The following is a 24259-nucleotide window of genomic DNA, read 5'->3' on the forward strand; positions in this document are numbered from 1 at the left end:
CTCGCTCAAGTTGACGTTAACGTAAAGGGTGATTGACAGCCATTCGTCACAGGCTTACGTTAACGTAAAGGTGAGAACTGAAACGCCCTTCTCCCCACCCTACAAAAAAGCCAAAAGGTGAACCATGAGCTACCCATCCCTGAACTTTGCCCTCGGTGAAACCATCGACATGCTGCGCGATCAGGTTCAGTCCTTCGTCGCCAACGAGATCGCGCCGCGTGCCGCGCAGATCGACAGCGACAACCTGTTCCCGGCCGATTTGTGGCGCAAGTTCGGTGACATGGGCCTGCTCGGCATCACCGTGCCGGAAGAATACGGCGGCGCTGGCCTGGGTTACCTGGCGCACGTCGTTGCGATGGAAGAAATCAGCCGTGGCTCGGCTTCGGTGGCGTTGTCCTACGGCGCCCACTCCAATCTCTGCGTCAACCAGATCAACCGCAACGGCAACCACGAACAGAAAGCCAAATACCTGCCAAAACTGATCAGCGGCGAACACGTCGGCGCACTCGCCATGAGCGAGCCAAACGCCGGTTCCGACGTGGTCTCGATGAAACTGCGCGCCGATAAACGTGGCGACCGTTTCGTGCTCAACGGCAGCAAGACCTGGATCACCAACGGCCCCGACGCCAACACCTACGTGATCTACGCCAAGACCGACCTGGAAAAGGGCCCCCACGGCATCACCGCCTTCATCGTCGAACGCGACTGGAAAGGCTTCAGCCGCAGCAACAAGTTCGACAAGCTCGGCATGCGCGGCTCCAACACTTGCGAGCTGTTTTTCGACGACGTCGAAGTGCCTGAAGAAAACATCCTCGGCGTACTCAACGGCGGCGTAAAAGTGCTGATGAGCGGCCTCGATTACGAGCGCGTCGTGCTGTCCGGTGGCCCGACCGGCATCATGCAGTCGTGCATGGATCTGATCGTGCCGTACATCCATGACCGCAAGCAGTTCGGCCAGAGCATCGGCGAATTCCAGCTGATCCAGGGCAAAGTCGCCGACATGTACACCCAGCTCAACGCCAGCCGCGCCTATCTCTACGCCGTGGCTCAGGCCTGCGAGCGCAACGAAACCACACGCAAGGACGCCGCTGGTGTGATCCTCTACACCGCCGAACGCGCCACGCAAATGGCCCTCGACGCGATCCAGATTCTCGGCGGTAACGGTTACATCAACGAATTCCCGGCCGGCCGCCTGCTGCGTGACGCCAAGCTGTACGAAATCGGCGCCGGTACCAGTGAGATCCGTCGCATGCTGATCGGTCGCGAACTGTTCAACGAAACCCGCTAAACGGAGCTGTCCATGGCCATCCTGCATACCCAGCTCAACCCTCGTTCAGCGGAGTTCGCCGCCAACAGCGCGGCGATGCTCGAACAGGTCGACGCCCTGCACACTCTGCTCGCTCAAGTGGCTCAGGGCGGCGGCGCGAAAGCTCAGGAACGTCACACCTCGCGCGGCAAGCTGCTGCCCCGTGAGCGGATCAACCGCTTGCTCGATCCGGGCTCGCCGTTTCTGGAAATCAGCCAGTTGGCCGCCCACGCCGTTTATGGCGAAGACGTGCCAGCCGCTGGCGTGATTGCCGGGATCGGTCGTGTGGAAGGCGTCGAATGCATGATTGTCGCCAACGACGCGACGGTGAAAGGTGGCTCGTACTACCCGCTGACCGTGAAGAAACACCTGCGCGCCCAGACCATCGCCCAGCAAAACCGCCTGCCGTGCATTTATCTGGTGGATTCGGGTGGCGCCAACCTGCCGCGTCAGGACGAAGTGTTCCCGGATCGCGAACACTTCGGGCGGATCTTCTTCAACCAGGCCAACATGAGCGCCATGGGCATTCCGCAGATTGCCGTGGTCATGGGTTCCTGCACCGCCGGCGGCGCTTATGTACCGGCGATGGCCGACGAAGCGATCATGGTGCGCAATCAGGCGACGATTTTCCTCGCCGGCCCGCCCTTGGTGAAAGCCGCGACCGGTGAAGTGGTCAGCGCCGAAGACCTCGGCGGGGCCGACGTGCACTGCAAGACGTCCGGGGTCGCCGACCATTACGCGGAAAGCGATGAGCACGCCCTCGCCCTCGCCCGGCGCAGCGTCGCCAACCTCAACTGGCGCAAGCTCGGCGAAGTGCAGCAGCGCACGCCGATTGCGCCGCTGTACGCCAGCGATGAGTTGTACGGGGTGGTTTCGGCGGACGCCAAGCAGCCGTTCGATGTGCGCGAAGTGATCGCGCGACTGGTCGACGGCTCGGTGTTCGATGAATTCAAAGCCTTGTTCGGCACCACGCTGGTGTGCGGTTTCGCCCACCTGCACGGCTACCCGATCGCGATCCTCGCCAACAACGGCATCCTGTTCGCCGAAGCCGCGCAAAAAGGCGCGCACTTCATTGAACTGGCCTGCCAACGCGGCATTCCGTTGCTGTTCCTGCAGAACATCACCGGCTTCATGGTCGGTCAGAAATACGAGGCCGGTGGCATCGCCAAACACGGCGCCAAACTGGTGACCGCCGTGGCATGCGCCAAGGTGCCGAAATTCACCGTGATCATCGGTGGCAGCTTCGGTGCCGGTAACTACGGCATGTGCGGGCGGGCCTATGATCCGCGTTTCCTGTGGATGTGGCCGAACGCGCGGATCGGCGTGATGGGCGCCGAACAGGCGGCCGGCGTGCTGGTTCAGGTCAAGCGCGAGCAGGCCGAACGCAGCGGTCAGGCGTTCAGTGCCGAGCAGGAAAGCGAGATCAAGCAGCCGATTCTCGACCAATACGAAGAGCAGGGTCACCCCTACTATTCCAGCGCGCGGCTGTGGGACGACGGCGTCATCGACCCGGCGCAGACCCGCGATGTGCTGGCCCTGGCCTTGTCCGCGTCGTTGAACGCGCCTATCGAACCGAGCCGCTTCGGCGTGTTCCGGATGTGATCGGGAGAACCTCATGAGCGACTTCAACACCCTCGAATTGCACAGCGATCCACGGGGTTTCGCGACCCTGTGGCTGAGCCGCGAAGAAAAGAACAACGCGTTCAACGCCGAGATGATTCGCGAACTGATCCTGGCGCTGGACAAGGTCGCCAGCGACGCCAGCCTGCGCTTTCTGCTGGTACGCGGACGCGGCAAACATTTCAGCGCTGGTGCCGATCTGGCCTGGATGCAGCAATCGGCCGAACTCGATTACCACACCAACCTCGACGACGCCCGGGAACTGGCGGAGCTGATGTACAACCTCGCCAAACTGAAAATCCCGACCGTGGCCGTGGTGCAAGGCGCGGCGTTCGGCGGTGCATTGGGTCTGATCAGTTGCTGCGACATGGCGATTGGCGCCGATGACGCGCAGTTCTGCCTGTCGGAAGTGCGCATCGGTCTTGCGCCAGCGGTGATCAGCCCGTTCGTGGTGCAAGCCATCGGCGAACGCGCGGCGCGGCGTTATGCGCTGACGGCCGAACGTTTCGGCGGGCAGCGGGCGCGGGAAATCGGTTTGTTGTCCGAGAGTTATCCAGCGAATGAGTTTGAACAGAGCGTCGAGCAATGGATCGACAACCTGCTGCTCAACAGCCCCGCCGCCATGCGCGCCAGCAAGGATTTGCTGCGGGAAGTCGGCAACGGCGCGCTGACTCCGGCCCTGCGCCGCTACACCGAAAACGCCATCGCCCGCATCCGCGTCAGCCCAGAGGGACAGGAAGGTCTGCGGGCCTTTTTGCAGAAACGTCCACCGAGCTGGCAAGCCGCAACCACCACCAAGGAGCCGCGTTGATGAGCGCACCTGTTCTCACCACCCTGCTGGTGGCCAACCGTGGCGAAATCGCTTGCCGGGTCATGCGCACCGCCAAGTCGCTGGGCCTGACCACCGTTGCCGTGCACAGCGCCACCGACCGGGAAGCGCGGCACAGCCGTGAAGCGGACATCCGTGTTGATCTGGGCGGCAGCAAAGCGGCCGACAGTTACCTGCAAATCGACAAACTGATCGCGGCGGCAAAGGCCAGCGGCGCTCAGGCGATTCATCCGGGTTACGGCTTTCTTTCAGAAAACGCCGGGTTTGCCCGCGCCATTGAAGCGGCCGGCCTGATCTTCCTCGGCCCGCCCGCCTCGGCCATCGACGCGATGGGCAGCAAATCCGCCGCAAAAGCGTTGATGGAAACCGCCGGCGTGCCGCTGGTGCCGGGTTATCACGGCGAAGCCCAGGATCTGGACACTTTCCGCGATGCTTGCGAACGCATCGGCTACCCGGTGCTGCTCAAGGCCACGGCCGGCGGTGGCGGCAAGGGCATGAAGGTCGTTGAAGACGTCAGCCAGTTGGCTGAAGCGCTGGCCTCGGCTCAGCGTGAAGCGAAGTCGTCGTTCGGCGACTCGCGGATGCTGGTGGAGAAATACCTGCTCAAGCCGCGTCACGTGGAAATCCAGGTGTTTGCCGATCAGCATGGCAATTGCCTGTACCTGAACGAGCGCGACTGCTCGATTCAGCGTCGGCACCAGAAAGTCGTCGAAGAAGCGCCGGCTCCAGGCCTGAGTCCAGAACTTCGTCGGGCGATGGGCGAAGCCGCTGTGCGTTCAGCGCAAGCCATCGGTTACGTCGGCGCCGGCACCGTGGAGTTTTTGCTGGACGCTCGCGGCGAATTCTTTTTCATGGAAATGAACACGCGCTTGCAGGTCGAGCACCCGGTCACCGAAGCCATCACCGGGCTCGATCTGGTGGCCTGGCAAATTCGCGTCGCCCGTGGCGAAGCGTTGCCGATCACTCAGGATCAAGTGCCGCTGAACGGGCATGCGATTGAGGTTCGGCTGTATGCGGAAGATCCGTCGAATGATTTTCTGCCGGCGACCGGGCGTCTGGATCTGTATCGCGAATCCACCGCCGGGCCGGGGCGCCGTGTGGACAGCGGCGTTGAGGAAGGCGATGAGGTTTCGCCCTTCTATGACCCGATGCTCGGCAAGCTAATCGCCTGGGGCGAGGATCGTGAGCAGGCGCGCTTGCGACTGCTGAGCATGCTCGATGAGTTTGCGATTGGCGGGTTGAAAACCAACATCAACTTCCTGCGACGGATCATCGGTCATCCGGCGTTTGCGGCGGCGGAGCTGGATACCGGGTTCATTCCGCGCTATCAGGAACAGTTGCTGCCAGCGCCCGCTGCACTGAGTGATGAGTTCTGGAATGCGGCGGCGCAGGCTTTTGCGCAGAGTTTGCCGGGGATGGCTCGGGCAGATGATCCGGCTTCGCCCTGGGCGCTTCACAGCGGTTTGCGCGCCGGTTTGCCTCGCGAAATCACTCTGCATTTGAGCTGCGAGGGGCAGGATCGAGCGCTGACGCTCGGTGCCGGCGGCAATGCAAAACTGATCGGCGAGCAATTGGTGGTCGAGCACGATGGACTGCGTCGACAGCTGCGGGCGATTCGTCGTGGAGAAGTTCTGTATCTGCAATGGGACGGCGAGCTGCGACGCGTTGAAACGTACGACCCGATCAGCGCTGTCGAAGCCAGTCACAGCCATCAGGGCGGTCTGACCGCGCCGATGAACGGCAGCATTGTGCGGGTGCTGGTGGAGGCCGGGCAATCGGTTGAAGCCGGTGCGCAATTGGTGGTGCTTGAGGCGATGAAGATGGAGCACAGCATTCGCGCGCCCCACGCCGGTGTGATCAAGTCACTGTATTGCCAGGAAGGTGAAATGGTCAGCGAAGGCAGTGCACTGGTCGAGCTGGAAGAAGCTTGAAAGGTGGATCGATCCTACGCCTGGCGAGGATCGATCTGACTAGTATTTGGCGGTTGCCTGAACCACGACACCGATGATTCGGCACTCGTCGGTCAACAAGGCTTTCGGCCAGGTCGGATTGAGCGGCACCAGGTAACGCTGGCCGCCCTCTTCGATCAGTTTGCGGAAAATCGCCTCGTCGCTGTCCGGCCACTGGGCGATTACCAATTTCCCGGGCTCGGCTTCCAGTGCCGGGTCCACCAGAATCATCATTCCCTCGCCGATGCTCTGCCCGGTGGGCGCCGTCATCGCGTTACCCGTCACCGTGAGCCAGAACGCCGGGCCGCGGGCGTGGTAATCCGTCAGCACGAAACGTCGCTTGTCCTTGGCACTCGAATACGCTGGCTGGCTCTCACGGGCCTCGACCGGCGAATTCCACTCGCTGACCGGATAGCGAAAGTAAGGGTTGTACTTCTGCGCAAGGGGCATTTCGTCGTCCGCATCGACCTGCGGTTCACGAATCACCACCGCGACCTCGAGATACTCCATGCCCAGCGCTTTCAGCACGCGGTTCATCTGCGTGATGCCGGGCTCGCGGCGCTTGTTCAGCCAATGGCCGATACCGCCCTGAGACATGCCGACGCGCTCGCCGAGTTCGACTTGAGTGACGTTGAGTTCACTCATTTTGGCCTTGACCAACTCAATCCATTTATCCATGTGCGGCACCATACGTGGATGCCTGCGGCCGGCAAAACACATATTGTAGTATTTAATTTCTGGTCACAAATACTGATAGTACTATTCTTGAGTCACGGATTTGAATCGACCAAGGAGTGACCTTTCACCATGACCATCACCAGTAAAGACTTGCCCGATCTGCAAATGGACACCACCTTCACCTCCCCGCAAGGGTGCGCCGCTGCGCAACGGGCGTTGGATTATTACTTGAAACCAGCTGTGTCAGAACCAGAAGTGGACGAGCGCTTTTTCGGTGTGAACAGCAACCTGAGTGGCGAAGAATCCCTGGTCCACGCTTCCGATTTGCTGCGATGTGCAGCGGCTACCGCGTTCAAGGCGGCGGACGGCTTGCAGGGCGTGAGTCGGGATCTGGCTTTTTCAGTCGTGCACATGGTGGACATGGCGCGGGCGATGGTTGATCACTCGCTCGATGGCGCGGTTCGCTGAAGACGGGAGTTCGGACGGAAGGAAAAGAATTTTCCAATCGCGCAGATAAAAACATTTGACTTGCAAATGATAATGATTACTATTGCAAGCAACTGGTCGCGAGATCAGTCGATGGACCAGAGACCTTAGGTCGGTCTTCTGGACTATCTCCTCATCAGGCTAATCACGGTTTTTGACCCGGCTTTTTGCCGGGTCTTTTTTTGCCAGTTTTCTGGCTTATGGCTTCAGGCTAATGAAGTCTTTGGGTGCTGCAAATTCGATGGCGCGGATAATATCAAAAGAATATTGCTTGGCAAGCGGACCCCGGCCACATTGGGGCTAAGTAATGCCAATCAGCACTTGAGAATCAATCGCACAGTCACTAAGCTGCATCCGCGTCATGGAGGACGCCCCCCCGCCACACCCCGCAATTTCCCTCGGTTTCACCCCTGTCTTGCGTGTAAAGTAGCCGCCATAAAAATCATATTCAGGAACCGATTATGACCGTGGCCAAATCCTCGTTCGACATCAGCGCAAACTTCGACAGCGGCAACATCCAAGTCATCGACATCAGCAATCCGCTCAACCCGGTTCTGGCAATTCGGCCAGATACGCGCAGCGCCCATTTCCAGTGGTTCCACTTCAAGGCCAGCGGCCTGCACATCCATCAGGAACACTGGTTTCGCCTGGTCAACGCCAGCCAGTCTTCCTACAACAAAGCCTGGACCGGCTATCAGGCGGTCGCTTCCTACGACCACGTCAACTGGTTCCGTATTCCTACCCAATTCGAAGGCGACAGCCTGCGCTTCTGCCTCGAAGCCGAGCAGACCCACGCCTGGTTCGCCTACTTCGAACCTTACAGCCGTGGCCGTCACGACTGGCTGATCGAACAGGCGCTGACCAAGGCCGGCACCGAACTGCTGGCCACCGGCAAAAGCGTCGAAGGCCGCGACATCCAGCTGCTACGCAAAGGCACCGGCGCTGAAGGTCGCCGCAAGATCTGGATCATCGCCCAGCAGCATCCGGGCGAGCACATGGCCGAGTGGTTCATGGAAGGCGTGATCGAACGCCTGGAACATCATGACGATCCGGTACTGAACAAACTGCTGGCCAGCGCCGATCTGTACCTGGTCCCGAACATGAACCCGGACGGCGCCTTCCACGGCCACCTGCGCACCAACGCCATGGGCCAGGACCTGAACCGCGCCTGGCAGAACGCCAGTCAGGAAATCAGCCCGGAAGTATTTTTCGTACAGCAGCAGATGGAAAAGTACGGCGTCGATCTGTTCCTCGACGTACACGGTGACGAAGAAATCCCCCACGTGTTCACCGCCGGCTGCGAGGGCAATCCGGGCTACACCCCGCGCCTGGAGAAGCTTGAAGAGCACTTTCGCAGTCACCTGAAACACACCACCAAAGACTTCCAGACCAAGTACGGCTATACCCGCGACGAACCGGGCCAGGCCAACATGACCCTGGCCTGCAACAGCGTCGGCCAGAAATTCGACTGCCTGTCGCTGACTCTGGAAATGCCGTTCAAGGATCACGACGACGCGCCGAACCCGATCACCGGCTGGTCGGGCAAACGCTCGAAGCAACTGGGCAAAGACGTGCTGACCACCATCGCCGACATGGTCGACACCCTGCGCTGATCCCTCCCCGTTTTTCACTTCACGAAAGATCGCAGCCTGTCTGCGATCTTTTTTTTGTGCCGTCTTTTACCCAATCAGGTTGCAAATCAAAACTGGATTACTTACCGTCAATCAAGTTTCAACTTGAAACCCGAAAGGATCCGGGACATGAAAACTGCAACACTCGATAACGCTGTCGTACTGCTTTTCGCCATCGCTTGCGGCCTCGCGGTGGGCAACGTGTATTACGCCCAGCCGCTGCTGGATGCGATGGCCGACGCCTTCGGTCTGACGCCGGGCAGCATCGGCATCGTCATGACCTTGACTCAGATCGGTTATGGACTCGGTCTGTTATTGCTCGTGCCCCTCGGCGATCTGCTCAATCGGCGGCGGCTGATCGTCACGCAAACGCTGTTGTCCGCCGCAGCCTTGCTGATGATTGCTCTGGCCCCGAACAGCGCGTGGCTGCTGACCGGCGTCACCCTGACCGGTCTGCTTGCGGTGGTCACCCAGGTGCTGGTCGCCTACGCCGCAACCCTTGCCGTCCCCGCGCAACGCGGAAAGGTTGTCGGCGTGATCACCAGCGGCATCGTCGTCGGCATTCTGCTCGCGCGCACGGTAGCGGGCGGCATGGCTGATCTGGCCGGCTGGCGTTCGATCTATCTGTTGTCGGCGGGATTGACGCTGGTGATGGCCGCGCTGCTGTTTCGGGTATTGCCCAAGGATGAAGAAGCACGACCGGACACGCATTACGTGGCACTGATCACTTCAGTGTTCACTCTGTTTCGTGAGGAGCCGGTGCTGCGTCGACGAGCGATCCTGGCGCTGCTCACCTTCGCCAGCGCCATGGTGCTGTGGACGCCGATGGTGTTGCCGCTGTCCGCCCCGCCGTTGTCGCTTTCCCACAGCGAAATCGGATTGTTCGGACTCGCCGGCGCGGCAGGCGCACTCGCCGCCGCCAGAGCCGGTCACCTGGCGGATCGAGGATGGGGACAGTGGGTCAGCGGTCTGTCACTGTTGCTGATGCTGGGCTCGTGGCTGCCGATCGCACTCACCCAAACTTCGTTGTGGGCGCTGCTGCTTGGCGTCATCACCCTGGATCTGGGCTTGCAGGCCGTGCACGTCGCCAGCCAGAGCATGATCTACAGCGTCCGCCCGGAGGCGCAGAGCCGACTGACCGCCGGCTACATGCTGTTTTACTCCATTGGCAGCGCCTTGGGCTCGATCGCCTCGACGGCCATGTACGCCTGGGCAGGATGGCCGGGCGTCTGCTGGCTGGGTGCCGCAATCAACATGGTCGCGTTGCTTTATTGGTGGCGATCACTGGCCGGACAGAAACGTGGCGAGGCTGTTTGCACCCTCGCCACGTCGGACTGACACAATCAACCGCGATTGCGTCCCCGCAGCATGCTGTCGAGCACTTCGTCGCGGCGCACCCAGCCATGAAACAGCGCCGCCGCCAGATGCAGCAGCACGGTCAGGAACAACAAATACGCCAGATACCCGTGAGCCTTGCGCAGCAACGCAAACACCTGCGCATCCGCCGGCACGATCGACGGCAATTGCAAGGACGCGCCGAGCATCACCGGATCCCCCGCCGCGCTGATCATCGCCCAGCCCAGCAGCGGCAACACCAGCATCAGCGCGTACAGCAACAGATGAGAGGCCTTGGCCGCCAGCACTTGCCAGCCCGGCAGATCCGCTGGCAGCGGCGGCTGACGGGTGCCCAGCCGTACAAGAATGCGCACGACCACCAGCAACAGAATCGCGATGCCCAGCGGCTTGTGCAGATTGATCAGCCATTCATGCCGCGCCGACACCGAGGTCACCATGCCGGCACCGATGAACAACATCGCGATGATCATCAACGCCATCAGCCAGTGCAGCAACCGCGCCAGCGGATTGAAATGAGTCGGTTGCGTGCTCATGGGCGAGCCTCCTTTTTGCCGGTCGGCAGTTGGCTGACTTCGCTGGTGCGACGCAGGTAGGAATCGGCGTAACCGGCCGAGCGCGCGGCCAGCAACGGATCGTCGGAACCCTGAATGCCGGCCGGCAGCACCAGCGGATCGTAGTTGATGTCACGGCATTCACCGCTGAGCTGCGGTTGGGTCTTTTCCAGTACCAGAGTGCCGGCGTTCAACACTTTGCGGCCGGCGGGCCAGGTTTTGCTCGCGTCGTTCACCGGATCGTCGGCGTTGGCCAAGGTGATGTTCAACTGAAAGCGCAGCGGCCCTTCGGCCAGGCGTTGCACCAGGTCCTTCTCAAGGAAGTCGCTTCCTTCAGGCGCAGTCGCACCGGCAGCATCCTGGGCCAGAGGCGTCATGCTCCAGCGCACCGCCTGCTTCTTGCCGCTGGCATCCACCAGATAAAACGCGTTGATGCTGTTGTAGGTTTCCGTCGCGTAACTGGCCGACGGTCTGGCGGTTTTTATCCAGGTCAGAAACGGCACGGTTTCCGGGTGTGCGGCAAAAAATGCCGGCACCTTGGCCGGATCCGGCTTGCCCGTGGCGGGATCCGGCGATTGCGCCTGCTGCAACTGATAGAACGCCTCGGGCGTACCGACCGGGAATACCGGCATGCTGTTCATCCCGGTGCGCCACTGCTGGCCGTTGGCCTGAGTGAAACGCAGCGCCAGACTGCGGATCGGTACGGCGCTGTCCGGTGCGTACGGATTGCCGGCCGGTAGCGCAAAGCGCCCGACCACCGGGGTGCGCGGCTCGTTGAACACTTGCGCGACCGAATACGAGCGAGCCTCACCGCTGCTCTCGAAGTGGCCGATCACGCAAACACCTTTGGCGTGATTACGGCGAAAGCCGGGATGCACGCCGTTGTTCTTTTCCAGCACATCGACCAACGCTTTCGGCGTCAGTCGTTGTGGGTCAAATGAACCATGAACGTAGGCAAACGCCCCGGCCAGGGCTGCGACCACCACGGCGATTCCGCCAAGCCGCAACACCAGGCTCGCGGCACTCAGTGGCGGGCGTTGTGGCCCGCCGGGCGATGAGCTGCGATCAACCATGAAGCACTCCAGGGCCATCGGCCACAAGTAGGAAGAATCAGCAAGACGCACGCCATCGGGATTTATTCCACGGTCCGGTATTTATTTTTCAGAACGTGGAATAACCTCCAATGCCGGACGTCTTCCTAGTCCACAGCGTAGTGACTAGTAGAACTTCATGAGCGAATTCGACGAACAACTGAGAGAAATCATTCCCAGATTGCGGCGCTTTGCCGTGTCGTTGACCCGCAACGGCAGCAGCGCCGACGATCTGGTACAGGCCAGCCTGGAGCGGGCGCTGTCGAGTTGGGGCGACAAACGCGCCGACGGCGATCTGCGCGCCTGGCTGTTTTCGATCCTGTACCGGCAGTTCCTCGATGCGCATCGGCGTTCGCGGCGGTATGCGCGGATGCTCGAGTTCTTCACCGGCCGCGATGACGCCGAGCCCTCGGTGGAACGCACCGTCATTGCCCAATCGACCTTGCAGGTCTTCGACCGACTGCCCACCGAACAGCGCGCGCTGCTGTTGATGGTGTCGGTGGAAGGCCTGACTTATAAGGAGGTCGCCGAGATTCTCGACGTCCCCACCGGCACCGTGATGTCGCGCCTGTCCCGTGCTCGCCAGGCCCTGCGCCAGCTCAGCGACGGGGAAATCAGCAGCCCTTCCTTGCGGATACTCAAATGATCAGTCTGCCTCCCAACGAACGTGACCTGCACGCCTACGTCGACCACCAGCTCAGCGAGGCCGACCGACATGTGCTGGAAACCTGGCTCGCCAGCCATCCGGACGAAGCGGCGCAGGTTCGTGCCTGGCAACAGGATGCCCAGCACCTGCGCGCTGCCCTCGGCGGTGCCTTGCAACAACCGGCCAATCCGAACCTCGATCCGTCGCTGATCCGTCAGCGACTCAAGCGCCAGTCGCGCCGCCAGTGGGCCAGCGCGGCGGTGCTGCTGATTGCCGTCAGCCTCGGCGGTGTCGGTGGCTGGAAAGCTCGGGACATGACCGTGTTTCATCCCCCGGCACCGATGACGGACGCCTTGCAGGCCTACCGTTTGATCGCCCAGCAAGGGCTTCTGCCGGCGGACTACAAGGTCAACGGCGACGGCGACATCCAGCGCTGGCTCGACCGTTACTTCACTCAGGCCAATCGCCTGCCGGACCTGACATCGGCTGGATTTACACCGGTCAGCGGTCGTCTGCTGAGCACCGATGAAGGCCCGGCGGCGATGGTGATGTATGAAGACCAGAGCGGGCACAAGGTCAGTTTCTACGTGCGTCCACCAGGACCGAAAAATACCTTTCTGCCCCGGGGCAGCCGCCAGGACGGAGATCTGCAGGCCGAGTACTGGTCCGGCAAGGGCTACAACTACGCGATGGTCAGCCCGACTGACACACCTGCAGCGAAAATGCTCAAGCAATCCGTAAGCTTCTAGCCGGGTCAGAACCCCACATCCAGCACCACATTGTCCAGGCAGGTTCCAGCGGGCGGTGTGGTCTGGTCGGTGTGGATTCTCGCGTTGTCATTGCGCATTCTGCCCGTCGTTCAGTCCCACGGTGCAGGCACTGCCCTCTACACGCCGCAGCTTGCTCCCCGGAAAAACGATAAAGCGCAGTGGATGCAAAACTACCCGTCTGGTTAAACTACGCCGCCGCGCTCGGGGGGAGCCGGCCCGATGATGACGGAGTGATTGCAGTGCCCGCCCGACCGCCCGAACGTTCGCGTCTGACCCAGCGCTGGTCAGCCTTGCGCCATCTCTTCGGCAAACGCTCCGTTACAAACGCGGGCCAGTGCGCTGCCAGCGCGCAATCGATGCGTGACTATTTCCGGCAAAAGGCCCACGGCCAGGGCTACACCCTCAGCCACAGCCAGCAACGGGTCATCGATTGCATGGCGCAGCAGGCCGGCCTGATGTTTGGCACGCCTGCGCGAACCCCGCGCAGCCTGTATCTGCACGGAGCCGTCGGGCGAGGCAAGAGCTGGTTGCTGGACGGATTCTTCCAGGCATTGCCGATTCAGCAAAAACGCCGTCTGCATTTCCATGGATTCTTCGCCCAACTGCATCAAGGCATGTTCGAGCACCGCGACCGCGACGACGCCCTCGCCGTCACCCTCGATGCGCTGCTGATGGACTGTCGGGTGCTGTGTTTCGATGAATTTCATGTGCATGACATCGGCGATGCGATGCTCATCACCCGATTGTTCAAGGCGTTGTTCAAGCGCGGGATCCTGTTGCTGGTGACCTCCAATTACCCGCCCGAAGGCTTGTTGCCCAACCCGCTGTATCACGCGCGCTTCAAACCGGTGATCGACCTGATCAACGCGCGCATGCAGGTCATGGAAGTCGGCGGCCCGCACGATTACCGCAGCCAGGCGCGCCGGCATGAGCATCAGGTGTTCACCCAGGGCCATTACGTCTGGCCGGCCAGTCCGGCGCAGCGCCTCGCCTTGAACCTGCCGCCACTCGACGCCACACCGTTGCCGCTGGCGGTCGGCAGCCGGCACTTGCAGGCGCGGTTGTGCGAAGGCCGGCGCGTCGGTTTTACCTTCAACGACCTCTGCGAACAGCCCACGGCCGTGATGGATTATCTGGAACTGTGCCGACGCTTCGACCATTGGATCATCGATGAACTGCCGGAGCTGGGCGAATGCTCGATCGCCGCCCAGCAGCGATTCATCAACCTGATCGACGTGCTCTACGATCAGGACAAACACCTGACCCTGCTCGGCCAACGCCCGTTGCACGAAAGCCTCGGCGGTCAGGCGATCGATCTGTCCCGCACCCGCAGCCGACTCGGGCAATTGCGCGAAGTGCACGAACCGGGCTGATTTGCCGTTATCATGCGGCCCATTTCCGGCGCTCTGCGCCTTCTCGATAGCGATCCTGCTCATGCACACCCTTGCACAACTGCGCGCCGGCGAACTGTCGGGCATCACCCGGCTGGACCTGGCCGAAGGCCTGACTGAATTTCCGCCGGAGATTTTCAACCTGGCCGAAACGCTGGAAGTGCTCAACCTCAGCGGCAATGCCCTGAGCAGCCTGCCGGATGACTTGCACCGTCTGACGCACCTGCGCGTGCTGTTCTGCTCCGACAATCAGTTCACGCAATTGCCGGCGTGTCTGGGCCAGTGCCAGGCGCTGACGATGATCGGTTTCAAGGCCAACCGGATCACTCAAGTGCCCGGCGCGGCGCTGCCGCCGAACCTGCGCTGGCTGATCCTCACCGACAACGCCATCGAAACCCTGCCCACGGAACTGGGCGAGCGCCCGTTGCTGCAAAAACTCATGCTCGCCGGCAATCGGTTGCGCGCCCTGCCGCCGTCACTGAGCCAGTGCCATCGGCTGGAGCTGATCCGCATCGCCGCCAACCAGCTGACCGAACTGCCGCAATGGCTGCTGACCCTGCCGAGCCTGACCTGGCTGGCCTACGCCGGTAATCCGCTGGAAACCGAAGCCGATGCCGCCGCCCTCGATGCCGCGCCCCTGATCGACTGGTCGGCGCTGCAGCTGGAGCAACGGCTGGGCGAAGGCGCTTCCGGAGTCATTTACCGGGCGCAGTGGCAACCTGCCGATCAGGCGGCCGCGCCCGTGGCAGTCAAGTTGTACAAGGGTGAAATGACCAGTGACGGTTCGCCGCTGCATGAAATGAACGCGTGCATCACCGCCGGGCTGCACCCGAACCTGATCCGCGTCGAAGGTCGCATCGACCGGCATCCCGATGGCCAGCAAGGCCTGGTGATGCAGTTGATCGATCCGAGCTTCCGCAATTTGGCCGGGCTGCCGAGCCTGGCATCCTGTTCACGGGATGTGTATGCCGACGATTGCCGCTTCAGCGCCGACGTTGCCCTGCGCATTGCCCGGGGCATCGCCTCGGTCGCCGGGCATCTGCACGGTCACGGCATCACCCATGGCGATCTCTACGGACACAACATTCTGTTGAACGATCAGGGCGACTGTCTGCTGGGGGACTTTGGTGCGGCATCGTTCCACGCCACGGCGGACACGCCTGAAACCCGCGCGCTGCAACGCCTTGAAGTGCGGGCGTTCGGGATTTTGCTGGGGGAATTGCTGGCGCGCATCGACTCGGGGTTGAGCGATGAACAGCGTCAGGTGCTGGAAGCCCTGGAACAGCGCTGCTGTCAGCCGGATGTACTGGCGCGGCCGGGGTTTGGCGAGATCAGCCTGGCGTTGCAAGACGCCTGAAAAAAATCGCAGCCCGAGGGCTGCGATTTTCTGGTGTGTCAGCCGGCGAGACCAACGAACATGTCTTGCACGTCGTCATGGTTGTCCAGGCCTTCCAGGAATGCCTCGACTTCTGCCATCTGCTCGGCGCTCAGGCCGCTGACCGGGTTCTTCGGCTGGTAGCCCAGTTTGGCCGACAGCACGGTGAAGCCTTGTTCCGGCAGGGCTTTCTGCACGGCATCGAGGTCGGTCGGGTCGGTCAGGAACAGGGTCGCGCCCTCTTCGCCCGGCTCGAAATCCTGGGCGCCGGCTTCGATCGCGGCCATTTCCGGATCCGCATCCGGGGTGTCCGGCGACGCTTCGATCATGCCGACATGGTTGAAGTCCCACGCAACGGAACCGGAAGCACCCAGTTGGCCCTTGCGGAACGCCACGCGAATTTCCGCCACGGTACGGTTGATGTTGTCGGTCACGCACTCGACGATCAGCGGCACCTGATGCGGTGCGAAACCTTCGTAAGTCACGCGATGGTACTGAACGGTTTCACCCAGCAGGCCAGCACCCTTCTTGATGGCGCGATCCAGGGTTTCCTTGGGCATCGAGGCTTTCTTGGCCTGTTCGACCACCAGACGCAGGTGTGCGTTGGTGGCGGTATCGGCACCGTTACGCGCAGCAATGGTGATTTCCTTCACCAGTTTGCCGAAGATCTTGCCCTTGGCGTTGGCTGCCGCTTCTTTGTGTTTAACCTTCCACTGTGCGCCCATTACTCACTCTCTTGATCTGTGGCGCCGAGACATCTATTGGCCGACGCATGGCGCCAAGTTTATACGGCCTAAAGTCGGCAATCGACCAAAAATTCCGATGCGCATCGACATCTTCTACACGCCTTGTAGGGCAATTCTGAAAAACCGGTTTGCCACGTCCATTCAACGTCGTGTTTTCGTACCCTCTGTGGCCCGTATCGCCTGAACAGAGCCCGCTCGAATGCTCAATGACAAGGAAAGTCCGTTTTCGCTGACCCTGGCCGAGGGCGGGATAAACCTGCCGGTCCTGCGCTTCAGCGGTCATGAAGCGCTGAATCAGCCCTATCGGTTCGAGATCGAAGTCATGGGCCTGGCGCCCGCCTGGTCCCCCGGCACGCTGCTGCATCAGGCGGCATTTCTGCACCTGGATGATGACCACGGAATTCACGGCATCATTCAAAGTGCCAGCTGCGAATACCGCGCAACACACCGGATCGCCTACCAACTGGTGCTGATGCCGTATCTGCAGGCGCTGGAGCAACACCCTGTTCGCCGGGTCTTCACGCAACTGAACGTGCCCGCCATCCTTGAACAACTGCTCAGCGAACATCACCTGCCCGCCGACAGCTATCGGATCGAGATGACTGTCGGCCACTACCCGCCGCGCCCGTTCTGCATTCAATACGAAGAAACCGATCTGGCCTTTTTGCAACGGCTTTGCGAAGAGGAAGGCATCCACTATCACTTCGAACATCAGCCGGACGGCCACGTGGTGGTGTTCGCCGATGACAGCCTGAGCCTGCCGCAGCAACCGACAGCGATTCCTTTCAACACGCAGATCGATGCGCCAGCAACCGGCCTCAGCAGCCTGTTCCAGCGCCATGAGGCGGTGCTGCCTCAGATTCCCGCCGGAGTGCGTGAGCGAGGGTATTCGATTGCGGGCCAGGACGCTGCCAATCACACGCTGGGCAGTGCCATCGCCCCTCCGGGATTTCTGCCGACTGCGCAACGTCACGCGGCCCAGCGCAGTCGTCGCCTGCTGGAACGCCAACGCTGCAGGTCACGCTCGATCCACGGCCGCAGCGATTGCCCGCGACTGCTCAGCGGGCGTCTGGTGCAAGTCATGGAGCACCCGGTAAACGCGTTCAACGAGCAATGGTTGATCACCGACTTGCGTCATCAAGGCCAGCAACCTTCCATTCTCGATCCCGTTCAGACGGTTCGCCGTTATCACAACGACTTTACGGCGCTGCCCTGGTCGACCCCGTTTCGCCCGCCGCCGAAACAACCGCGCCCTGCAATTCCGGGGTATCAGTCGGCGCAGGTACTCGGCGTGCCGGGGCAACCGGCGCAAGTGGACGATCAGGGGCGGATCGCCGTCCGGTTATGGCCCGATCATGCGAATGCCAGCGCCAGCGAAGTGCTGTGGTTGGCGGTGGTCATGCCCCATGCCGGCAGCGGCCTGGCTCGGGAAAATCTGCCCTGCGCCGGCAGCGAGGTCTGGGTGAGTTTTCTCGACAGCGATCCCGACCGGCCGATCCTCTGCCTCGACGCCTGCCGCCCGCGAACATCGCAGCCCACGGAAACCGAGCCTGACGACGACTTATTGCTCGACTGGCTGCTCAACCGCTACGCCCCGCCCCGTTGACCATCAACCTTTGTCAGCCTTGCCCGCCGCAGCAGCAAATTTCGCCAGATGCACATCAAGGTGCCGGGGCCGACGACCGTGATCCTCGGCGCGCTCCTTGCGGCGAATGGCGTTGCGCACCATCAGCGAGCCGAGGTAGCGAATCGGTTCCGGCGGGAAGTAACCCAGCGGCCCGTTGACCAGCGGTGAACGCGTCCATGGGTTGTCGAGACCTTGCACCAGCGAAGCGAGAATCTGCCCGCCCATGTGGCACGGTCCGACGCCGCTGCCGGAATAACCGAAACCGTAGAACACGTTGCCGCCGGCACTCATCTGGCCGAAGAACGGCAGGCCGGTGACTGACCGATCCGATGGGCCATTCCAGGTTGCGTCGATCTTCACATCGGCAAAAGCCGGGAAGAAATCGTCGAGGCTGCGCTTGAGCAATCCGGCGTAAGGTGATGGCTGGTCGAATACCGGCAGCATCCGCCCGCCGTAAGCGAAGGTATTGCCGCCCTTGCCGAGCATGATCCGGCCGTCCGGGGTGTTGTGGTAGTAGTGCACGAAAATCCGCGAATCAAGCACGGTCACGCCGCTGGTCAAACCGATTTCCTGCAACAGATCCGGACGCGGTTCGGTGACCAGCATGTCACTGGAAACGATCGCCACACTGCGCTCGAACTGCGGGAAAGCGCGGGCCAGCCACGCGTTCATCGCCAGTACCACGCGGTCGGCGGTCACGCAGCCGTTCGCCGTATGAAGGCGCGCCGGACGGCCTTCCTCCAGCCCGGTCATCGCCGTGCCTTCATGAATCCGCACGCCCAGTTGCAACGCCACCCGGCGCAAGCCACGTACCAGTTTGCCCGGCTGCACGCTGGCGGCGGCTGGCGAAAACCAGCCTTCCAGGTGTTTTTCCGAACCGGCCATGCGCTGCACATCAGCGACCGGACGCTGGGTAAACGAGTTGATGCCGTTGCGCTCCAGCGCCGCAATCACCGCATCGGTGGAGCCGCATTGCGCGCGGTTGGTGGCGGTGTAAAGCGTGCCATCGAGACGGTAATCCGCATCGACGCCGTACTGCTCGCAGAACTCGCCGATGGCGTGGATGCTGCGCTCCGATTCCTTGACCAGCCGCACCGCCTCTTCGACGCCGAACAGCCGCTCAAGGGTGAAATACTTCGCCGACCACGACAGCGCACAACCGCCATTGCGCCCACTGGCGCCGGCGCCGCAGATGTCGGCCTCAATCAGCAACACATCAAGTTCGGGGTTCTGCTGCTTGAGCATGATCGCCGTCCACAACCCGGTGTAACCGCCGCCGACGATGCACACGTCGGCGCGCACATCTCCTTGCAGCGGCGCGCAAGGTTCGGACGTGTCGAGTTGCAAAGCCTGCTCCAGCCAAAACGGTCTCATGGGAGTTCTCCAGTCAGTCGGCCACGGCACAGCCTGCCGCGAATGGCGCAGCAGGCCGCGAGGCAGGTTTATTCAGTTACGCAGGGGTTTGATGGTCAGGGCCCGATTGGGCACCGAAGCACGGGGTTCCATGACGCCGACCGGGCGACTGTTCCAGTGCGGAATCAGCACCAGCGCCGAGAACAGCGCGCAACCGGCGAACACGATGAACACCGTCACCGAGTCGAAGTATCCCGGCAGCAAACCACCGAGCACCGCACCGACCGAGCCGCAGCCGTTGACGAATCCGGCCGCCGTGGCGCCGGCCTTGGCCTTGCCGAAATCGATGGCGGCCGCGCCGCTGATCATCGAGTCCGGGCCATACAGGGTCAGGCCCATCACGAACAACAATGCCACCACCAGCATGACGCTGCCGGTGTGCAAGGCGCCCATGAACAACGCGAGGGTCACGGTCAGCGCCAGCAGGCTCAACACGCAGGCCGGCATGCGTCGGGCTCCGAACAGTTTGTCTGAAGCCAGGCCGATCATGATCGGGCCCAGCAGGCCGGCCAGTTCAAACGCGGTGGGGATGATCGCCGCGCCGACCTTGCCGACCGAAGGCATCTGTTCGAACACGATCACCGGGCCCCACAGCAGAATCGCGTAACGCGCCGGTTTCAACAGAAAATACGCCAGCCCCAGCACCAGCACCGTGCGGTTGCGCAGGATTTCCTTGAGCGGTTCCCAGACGCTGAGTTTGCTGTTGGCTTCGGCTTCCTCGGCGCTGATGACCGGCTCCGGCTCCACGGCGGGCAAGCCGACATCTTCCGGTTTGTTGCGCTGAAAGATGAAGAACAGCACCGCCACCAACGCGACCACCGCCGCACTGGAAATGAACGCCGCGTGCCAGGTACCGACCAGTGTGTAAGCCCACCAACCGGCGAACGGTGACGCCACCAGGCCGCCAAACGCGTAGCAGGAACTCCATAACCCAAGCACCCGCCCGCGCTGTTCGGCGGGGAAGAAACTGCCGAGGTTCTTGCACAATCCCGACCATCCGGTGGACTGCGCCAGCCCCTGAATCAGCATGCAGGTCGCGAAGATCGGCAAGGTCGCGAAGCTGCCCATCACCAGCGCCGCAGCGGCGGAAATCAGCAAGCCGCCGAGGACCACGACCCGTGGACCAAAGCGGTCGGCGAGCATGCCCCAGGTGAACTGACCGATGGCGTAAGCCGCCAGATAAATCGCGTCGAGGTTGGCCATCGCCATTTTGTCGAGCATGAAGGTGGGGTCTTCTGCGATGCCCAGTTTGGCCACCGAAAAGGCTTTGCGGGTGAAATAGAACGCGGCGTAAGCGAGCCAGGTGACAGCGAAGATCTGCATGCGCCAACGCGCAAGGGTGCCGATGTGCTTGTTCATTGTGGTTCTGACCTCAGGGTGTGAGTGTGCCGGCAGAATCGTTAAGTAAACGCCTGTGTTTTTATTGTTGAGCACTGCGATATCACCCCGTCCCTTCGGCGATACCGGTCAGATGAGTCCTGCTGTTGCACGCACAGGCTCATGGCCAGCGTCGCTGCCCGACCGGGCAGTCAGCGTTGGCGTGAGCGGATCAAAGCAATTACTGTTTAATAAATAAAATCGATTTATCGTATTTCACACATAAGCTCAGCTTGTTACTGGAGTCAGAAATGTCGGTTTCACACGCACAGCTCAAAGCCTTTCACGCGGTCGCCGTGCACGGAAGCTTCACCAAAGCCGCCGAGCGGCTTTATCTGACGCAACCGGCGATTTCCGACCAGGTGCGCAAACTCGAAGAACGTTTCGGTGTGTTGCTGTTCCATCGCAACAAACGCTCGGTCCGTTTGACGGATCTGGGCGAACGCCTGCTGGCGATCACCCAGCGTCTGTTCGTGGTCGAGGCCGAAGCCCAGGAGCTGCTGCAGGAATCCCAGGCCTTGCAGACCGGCAGCCTGATTCTGGCGGTGGATGCGCCGGTACACGTGTTGCCGCAGATTGCCCGGTTCTGCGAACGCTACCCGGGGATCAGCGTGAAGATCGAGACTGGCAATACCGATGAATCGCTGTTTCGGCTGTTCAACTATCAGGCTGATCTGGCGTTGCTTGGGCGCGATGTCAGCGATGAACGTCTGCTGTGCGTGCCGCTGCGCAATGATCCGATGGTGGCGTTTGTCTCGCGTCATCATCCGTGGGCCGAGCGCGAGTCGATCTGCCTGGCAGACCTGGATGACACGCCGCTGGTACTGCGCGAACACGGTTCAGTGACTCGCCAGACCCTGGAAGAAGAAATGGCCCGCGCCGGTTTCCGCATCCGCCCGGCGATCCAGGTCGAAGGCCGGGAAGCGGCGCGGGAAGCGGTGGTCGTGGGGATTGGCGTGGGCGTGGTGTCGGCGGCAGAGTTTGGTGCGGACTCACGGGTTTGCGCGCTGCCGATCACCGACTGCACCCGGCGCTTGACCGAAACACTGGTGTGCCTGCGCGAGCAGAGTTCGCGGCGGGTGGTGGCGACGTTTCTCGAGATGGTTCGCGAAAGCCTTGCGTAGTCAGTTCCGGCCCCTTCCCGAGCAAGCTCGGTCCCACACTGGAGCCGCGGCGTGCACAAACCCTGTGGGAGCGAGCTTGCTCGCGAATGGCCGCGATACGGTTATCAGTTGGGAGCCAATCCGAAAAACGCCTGAATCAACCGCAACTCCCGCCGCCGCTCCACGCAGCCGAGCATGTGCCGGTTCACCAGCCCCTCTCCCGCAATGGGAATCGCGACGACACGGGGGTCATGGCTGACCTCCACCGATGACACCACCCCGACCCCCAACTCAGCTGCCACCGCTTCAGTAACCGCCTCGCGACTGTCCAGTTCCAGCAACACCCGTGGGCTGACCGACGCTTGCGCACAGGCCTGATCAAACGTGCGCCGGGTAATCGAACTCGGCTCGCGCAAGACCATGATCACCTGATCCAGCTCCTTGAGCCTGACCTCACCGCTGCGAGCCGCCCACGGATGCCCCGCCGGCACCAGCGCGCAGATCCGCGATTCGCTCAGCGCTTGCAGGTGCAGCCCCTTGCGCGATTCGACTTCGGTCAGCACCGCCACATCAGCATGCTCGGACAACAACGCTGCCAACGTTTCCTGAGCATTGCCCAATCGCAGATTCACCGTGATCCCCGGATAGCGTGCCCGCAGGCTCGCGAGCATCGGCATAACCATGTGCGGGCCGTCCGCCGCGACCTCAAGACGTCCGGTCAGCAACTGCCGATTGGCCTCGAGCAACGCCTGCGCCTCTTCGGCCATGCCGAACATCGCCCGGGTGATCGCTGCCAGTTTGGTGCCCTCCTCCGTCAGCTCGACCCGGCGCGCCGTCCGTCGCAACAGCGTGATCTGGTAATGCTCCTCCAGCGCCTTGATGTGCCCGGTGACCGCCGGCTGGCTGATGAACAACCGCGCAGCCGCACGGGTAAAGCTGCCTTCCCGGGCCACGGCGTCGAAGGCGCGGAGCTGGAACAGGTTCATGAATAACCCTCACTGATGGCTGGCATAACAACAAACAATTTGATTGATGATCCGCCGAATTGCAACGTAGGCCCCGTAGCTTCATCCCACAGCGCTATCGCGAGGACACACGAATGAGTACTGCCGCACCCATCCTGCTCACTCCCGGCCCGTTGACCACCTCGGCCCGCACCCGTCAGTCGATGCTGGTCGACTGGGGTTCATGGGATGACCGCTTCAACCAATTGACCGCCAGCCTGTGCGAGCAACTGCTGGCCATCATCAACGGCGCCGCCACTCACCACTGCGTACCGTTGCAGGGCAGCGGCACCTTCGCCGTCGAAGCCGCGATCGGCACCCTCGTCCCCCGCGACGGCAAGGTGCTGGTGCTGATCAACGGTGCTTACGGCAAGCGTCTGGCGAAAATCTGCGAAGTGCTCGGCCGCCCGTTCAGCACCTTTGAAACCGCTGAAGACGAACCGACCACCGCCGCCGACGTCGACCGCCTGCTGCGCGCCGACAGCGACATCACCCACGTCGCGCTGATCCACTGCGAAACCAGCACCGGCATTCTCAATCCACTGCCGGAAATCGCTCAGGTCGTCGAACAGCACGGCAAACGCCTGATCATCGATGCCATGAGTTCCTTCGGCGCGTTGCCGGTGGATGCGCAAAAAGTCCCGTTCGATGCGCTGATCGCCGCCTCCGGCAAATGCCTGGAAGGCGTGCCGGGCATGGGTTTCGTGTTTGCTCGCAAAGAATCGTTGGCCGCAGCCGCCGACAACTCGCATTCGTTGGCGATGGATTTGTTCGACCAGCACAGCTACATGAAAAAGACCGGCCAGTGGCGCTTCACCCCGCCGACCCACGTGGTCGCGGCGCTGCACGAAGCCCTGCTGCAATACAACGAAGAAGGCGGCCTGCCGGCGCGGCATGCGCGTTACGCCGCCAACTGCCAGGCGCTGATGGAAGAGATGGGCAAGCTCGGCTTGCGCAGTTTCCTGCCCTCCGCGATCCAGGCGCCGATCATTGCGACCTTCCACGCACCGAAAGATCCGCGCTACCAGTTCAAGGACTTCTACGAACGGGTCAAGGCCAAGGGCTACATCCTCTATCCCGGCAAGTTGACCCAGGTCGAAACCTTCCGCGTCGGCTGCATCGGCCACGTCACCCCGGCGCAGATGCGCGAAGCCGTCGCAGCGGTGGGTGAAGTGCTGCGCGAGATGGAAGTGCTCGATATTTAAGCCACCCACTGTGGGAGCGAGCTTGCTCGCGAATGCGGTCACACATTCAACCTAGATGCCAACTGGCACGACGCCTTCGCGAGCAAGCTCGCTCCCACAAGATCA

General features: G+C 61.8%; 21 protein-coding genes. 14 read left to right on the forward strand and 7 right to left on the reverse strand.

Going from position 1 to position 24259, the window contains the following annotated elements; translation table 11 throughout:
- The first annotated feature begins 124 nt into the window (after positions 1-124).
- From CAF73_RS16415 to CAF73_RS16430, 4 genes are read left to right on the forward strand one after another with little or no spacing between them, the layout of a single operon-like run.
- Positions 125-1288: an isovaleryl-CoA dehydrogenase gene (locus CAF73_RS16415; RefSeq protein ID WP_085699055.1), complete on the forward strand. Its 1164-nt coding sequence runs from the start codon at positions 125-127 to the stop codon at positions 1286-1288.
- 12 nt (positions 1289-1300) lie between these two features.
- The gene (locus tag CAF73_RS16420) at positions 1301-2908 is read left to right on the forward strand and encodes a carboxyl transferase domain-containing protein (RefSeq protein WP_085699053.1); all 1608 of its coding nucleotides are present in this window, start codon (positions 1301-1303) and stop codon (positions 2906-2908) included.
- A gap of 13 nt (positions 2909-2921) precedes the next feature.
- Positions 2922-3737, forward strand: a complete 816-nt coding sequence (locus CAF73_RS16425; protein ID WP_085703258.1) for a gamma-carboxygeranoyl-CoA hydratase — start codon at positions 2922-2924, stop codon at positions 3735-3737.
- Positions 3737-5686 (forward strand): acetyl/propionyl/methylcrotonyl-CoA carboxylase subunit alpha, encoded by a 1950-nt coding sequence (locus tag CAF73_RS16430; protein WP_085699049.1) that lies wholly within the window; start codon positions 3737-3739, stop codon positions 5684-5686. The genes CAF73_RS16425 and CAF73_RS16430 overlap by 1 nt, the downstream gene beginning before the upstream one ends.
- Before the next feature lie 39 nt (positions 5687-5725).
- Here the strand turns inward: CAF73_RS16430 and CAF73_RS16435 are convergent, their stop codons facing one another.
- The gene (locus CAF73_RS16435; protein WP_085699254.1) at positions 5726-6382 is read right to left on the reverse strand and encodes a LexA family transcriptional regulator; all 657 of its coding nucleotides are present in this window, start codon (positions 6380-6382) and stop codon (positions 5726-5728) included.
- A 129-nt stretch (positions 6383-6511) separates the two neighbouring features.
- Here CAF73_RS16435 and CAF73_RS16440 point away from each other — a divergent pair, with 129 nt between their 5' ends.
- From CAF73_RS16440 to CAF73_RS16450, 3 genes are all read left to right on the forward strand, one after another.
- Positions 6512-6850 (forward strand): DUF6124 family protein, encoded by a 339-nt coding sequence (locus CAF73_RS16440; protein WP_085699047.1) that lies wholly within the window; start codon positions 6512-6514, stop codon positions 6848-6850.
- 479 nt (positions 6851-7329) lie between these two features.
- Entirely contained in the window at positions 7330-8481 is a 1152-nt protein-coding gene (locus tag CAF73_RS16445; RefSeq protein WP_085703259.1) for a M14-type cytosolic carboxypeptidase, read from the forward strand.
- 147 nt (positions 8482-8628) lie between these two features.
- Complete coding sequence (locus CAF73_RS16450; protein WP_085703260.1) at positions 8629-9837, forward strand: MFS transporter; 1209 nt, start codon at positions 8629-8631, stop codon at positions 9835-9837.
- Between the two features lie 5 nt (positions 9838-9842).
- Here the strand turns inward: CAF73_RS16450 and CAF73_RS16455 are convergent, their stop codons facing one another.
- A complete protein-coding gene (locus CAF73_RS16455; RefSeq protein WP_085703261.1) occupies positions 9843-10388 on the reverse strand; it encodes a cytochrome b in 546 nt (181 codons plus the stop codon).
- Positions 10385-11479, reverse strand: a complete 1095-nt coding sequence (locus CAF73_RS16460; RefSeq protein WP_085703262.1) for a catalase family peroxidase — start codon at positions 11477-11479, stop codon at positions 10385-10387. Before CAF73_RS16460 ends, CAF73_RS16455 begins: the two co-directional genes overlap by 4 nt.
- Positions 11480-11636: 157 nt before the next feature.
- On the opposite strand from CAF73_RS16460, the gene CAF73_RS16465 reads away from it, so the two are divergent.
- The 4 genes from CAF73_RS16465 (at position 11637) to CAF73_RS16480 (ending at position 15661) form a co-directional block, all read left to right on the forward strand.
- A complete protein-coding gene (locus tag CAF73_RS16465; protein WP_085699036.1) occupies positions 11637-12143 on the forward strand; it encodes an RNA polymerase sigma factor in 507 nt (168 codons plus the stop codon).
- Complete coding sequence (locus tag CAF73_RS16470; RefSeq protein ID WP_085703263.1) at positions 12140-12892, forward strand: anti-sigma factor; 753 nt, start codon at positions 12140-12142, stop codon at positions 12890-12892. The genes CAF73_RS16465 and CAF73_RS16470 overlap by 4 nt, the downstream gene beginning before the upstream one ends.
- A 260-nt stretch (positions 12893-13152) precedes the next feature.
- Complete coding sequence (gene zapE, locus CAF73_RS16475) at positions 13153-14286, forward strand: cell division protein ZapE (RefSeq protein ID WP_085703264.1); 1134 nt, start codon at positions 13153-13155, stop codon at positions 14284-14286.
- Positions 14287-14347: 61 nt separating this feature from the next.
- The gene (locus CAF73_RS16480; RefSeq protein ID WP_085703265.1) at positions 14348-15661 is read left to right on the forward strand and encodes a leucine-rich repeat-containing protein kinase family protein; all 1314 of its coding nucleotides are present in this window, start codon (positions 14348-14350) and stop codon (positions 15659-15661) included.
- Between the two features lie 38 nt (positions 15662-15699).
- On the opposite strand, the gene CAF73_RS16485 is transcribed toward CAF73_RS16480, so the two are convergent.
- Positions 15700-16404 (reverse strand): YebC/PmpR family DNA-binding transcriptional regulator, encoded by a 705-nt coding sequence (locus CAF73_RS16485; protein WP_027614601.1) that lies wholly within the window; start codon positions 16402-16404, stop codon positions 15700-15702.
- 220 nt (positions 16405-16624) lie between these two features.
- Between CAF73_RS16485 and CAF73_RS16490 the strand changes: the two genes are divergently transcribed.
- A complete protein-coding gene (locus CAF73_RS16490) occupies positions 16625-18031 on the forward strand; it encodes a type VI secretion system Vgr family protein (RefSeq protein WP_085703266.1) in 1407 nt (468 codons plus the stop codon).
- A 3-nt stretch (positions 18032-18034) separates the two neighbouring features.
- Here the strand turns inward: CAF73_RS16490 and CAF73_RS16495 are convergent, their stop codons facing one another.
- Complete coding sequence (locus CAF73_RS16495; protein WP_085703267.1) at positions 18035-19426, reverse strand: FAD-dependent oxidoreductase; 1392 nt, start codon at positions 19424-19426, stop codon at positions 18035-18037.
- A 72-nt stretch (positions 19427-19498) separates the two neighbouring features.
- The gene (locus tag CAF73_RS16500) at positions 19499-20824 is read right to left on the reverse strand and encodes an MFS transporter (RefSeq protein WP_085703268.1); all 1326 of its coding nucleotides are present in this window, start codon (positions 20822-20824) and stop codon (positions 19499-19501) included.
- A gap of 269 nt (positions 20825-21093) precedes the next feature.
- Between CAF73_RS16500 and CAF73_RS16505 the strand changes: the two genes are divergently transcribed.
- Positions 21094-21966: a LysR family transcriptional regulator gene (locus CAF73_RS16505; RefSeq protein ID WP_085703269.1), complete on the forward strand. Its 873-nt coding sequence runs from the start codon at positions 21094-21096 to the stop codon at positions 21964-21966.
- 104 nt (positions 21967-22070) lie between these two features.
- Here the strand turns inward: CAF73_RS16505 and CAF73_RS16510 are convergent, their stop codons facing one another.
- Positions 22071-22931: a LysR substrate-binding domain-containing protein gene (locus CAF73_RS16510; protein WP_085703270.1), complete on the reverse strand. Its 861-nt coding sequence runs from the start codon at positions 22929-22931 to the stop codon at positions 22071-22073.
- 113 nt (positions 22932-23044) lie between these two features.
- Here CAF73_RS16510 and CAF73_RS16515 point away from each other — a divergent pair, with 113 nt between their 5' ends.
- A complete protein-coding gene (locus tag CAF73_RS16515) occupies positions 23045-24154 on the forward strand; it encodes a 2-aminoethylphosphonate--pyruvate transaminase (RefSeq protein WP_085703271.1) in 1110 nt (369 codons plus the stop codon).
- Positions 24155-24259 lie beyond the last annotated feature (105 nt).

Source organism: Pseudomonas sp. B15(2017), assembly GCF_002113215.1.
In the GTDB taxonomy this organism is placed as follows: Bacteria; Pseudomonadota; Gammaproteobacteria; order Pseudomonadales; family Pseudomonadaceae; genus Aquipseudomonas.

What these genes read in the sequence shown, in the direction of transcription:
- CAF73_RS16415 (WP_085699055.1), top strand. Translation starts at nt 125, where the DNA reads ATGAGCTACCCATCCCTGAACTTTGCCCTCGGTGAAACCATCGACATG.
- CAF73_RS16420 (WP_085699053.1), top strand. Translation starts at nt 1,301, where the DNA reads ATGGCCATCCTGCATACCCAGCTCAACCCTCGTTCAGCGGAGTTCGCC.
- CAF73_RS16425 (WP_085703258.1), top strand. Translation starts at nt 2,922, where the DNA reads ATGAGCGACTTCAACACCCTCGAATTGCACAGCGATCCACGGGGTTTC.
- CAF73_RS16430 (WP_085699049.1), top strand. Translation starts at nt 3,737, where the DNA reads ATGAGCGCACCTGTTCTCACCACCCTGCTGGTGGCCAACCGTGGCGAA.
- CAF73_RS16435 (WP_085699254.1), bottom strand. Translation starts at nt 6,382, where the DNA reads ATGGATAAATGGATTGAGTTGGTCAAGGCCAAAATGAGTGAACTCAAC.
- CAF73_RS16440 (WP_085699047.1), top strand. Translation starts at nt 6,512, where the DNA reads ATGACCATCACCAGTAAAGACTTGCCCGATCTGCAAATGGACACCACC.
- CAF73_RS16445 (WP_085703259.1), top strand. Translation starts at nt 7,330, where the DNA reads ATGACCGTGGCCAAATCCTCGTTCGACATCAGCGCAAACTTCGACAGC.
- CAF73_RS16450 (WP_085703260.1), top strand. Translation starts at nt 8,629, where the DNA reads ATGAAAACTGCAACACTCGATAACGCTGTCGTACTGCTTTTCGCCATC.
- CAF73_RS16455 (WP_085703261.1), bottom strand. Translation starts at nt 10,388, where the DNA reads ATGAGCACGCAACCGACTCATTTCAATCCGCTGGCGCGGTTGCTGCAC.
- CAF73_RS16460 (WP_085703262.1), bottom strand. Translation starts at nt 11,479, where the DNA reads ATGGTTGATCGCAGCTCATCGCCCGGCGGGCCACAACGCCCGCCACTG.
- CAF73_RS16465 (WP_085699036.1), top strand. Translation starts at nt 11,637, where the DNA reads ATGAGCGAATTCGACGAACAACTGAGAGAAATCATTCCCAGATTGCGG.
- CAF73_RS16470 (WP_085703263.1), top strand. Translation starts at nt 12,140, where the DNA reads ATGATCAGTCTGCCTCCCAACGAACGTGACCTGCACGCCTACGTCGAC.
- CAF73_RS16480 (WP_085703265.1), top strand. Translation starts at nt 14,348, where the DNA reads ATGCACACCCTTGCACAACTGCGCGCCGGCGAACTGTCGGGCATCACC.
- CAF73_RS16485 (WP_027614601.1), bottom strand. Translation starts at nt 16,404, where the DNA reads ATGGGCGCACAGTGGAAGGTTAAACACAAAGAAGCGGCAGCCAACGCC.
- CAF73_RS16490 (WP_085703266.1), top strand. Translation starts at nt 16,625, where the DNA reads ATGCTCAATGACAAGGAAAGTCCGTTTTCGCTGACCCTGGCCGAGGGC.
- CAF73_RS16495 (WP_085703267.1), bottom strand. Translation starts at nt 19,426, where the DNA reads ATGAGACCGTTTTGGCTGGAGCAGGCTTTGCAACTCGACACGTCCGAA.
- CAF73_RS16500 (WP_085703268.1), bottom strand. Translation starts at nt 20,824, where the DNA reads ATGAACAAGCACATCGGCACCCTTGCGCGTTGGCGCATGCAGATCTTC.
- CAF73_RS16505 (WP_085703269.1), top strand. Translation starts at nt 21,094, where the DNA reads ATGTCGGTTTCACACGCACAGCTCAAAGCCTTTCACGCGGTCGCCGTG.
- CAF73_RS16510 (WP_085703270.1), bottom strand. Translation starts at nt 22,931, where the DNA reads ATGAACCTGTTCCAGCTCCGCGCCTTCGACGCCGTGGCCCGGGAAGGC.
- CAF73_RS16515 (WP_085703271.1), top strand. Translation starts at nt 23,045, where the DNA reads ATGAGTACTGCCGCACCCATCCTGCTCACTCCCGGCCCGTTGACCACC.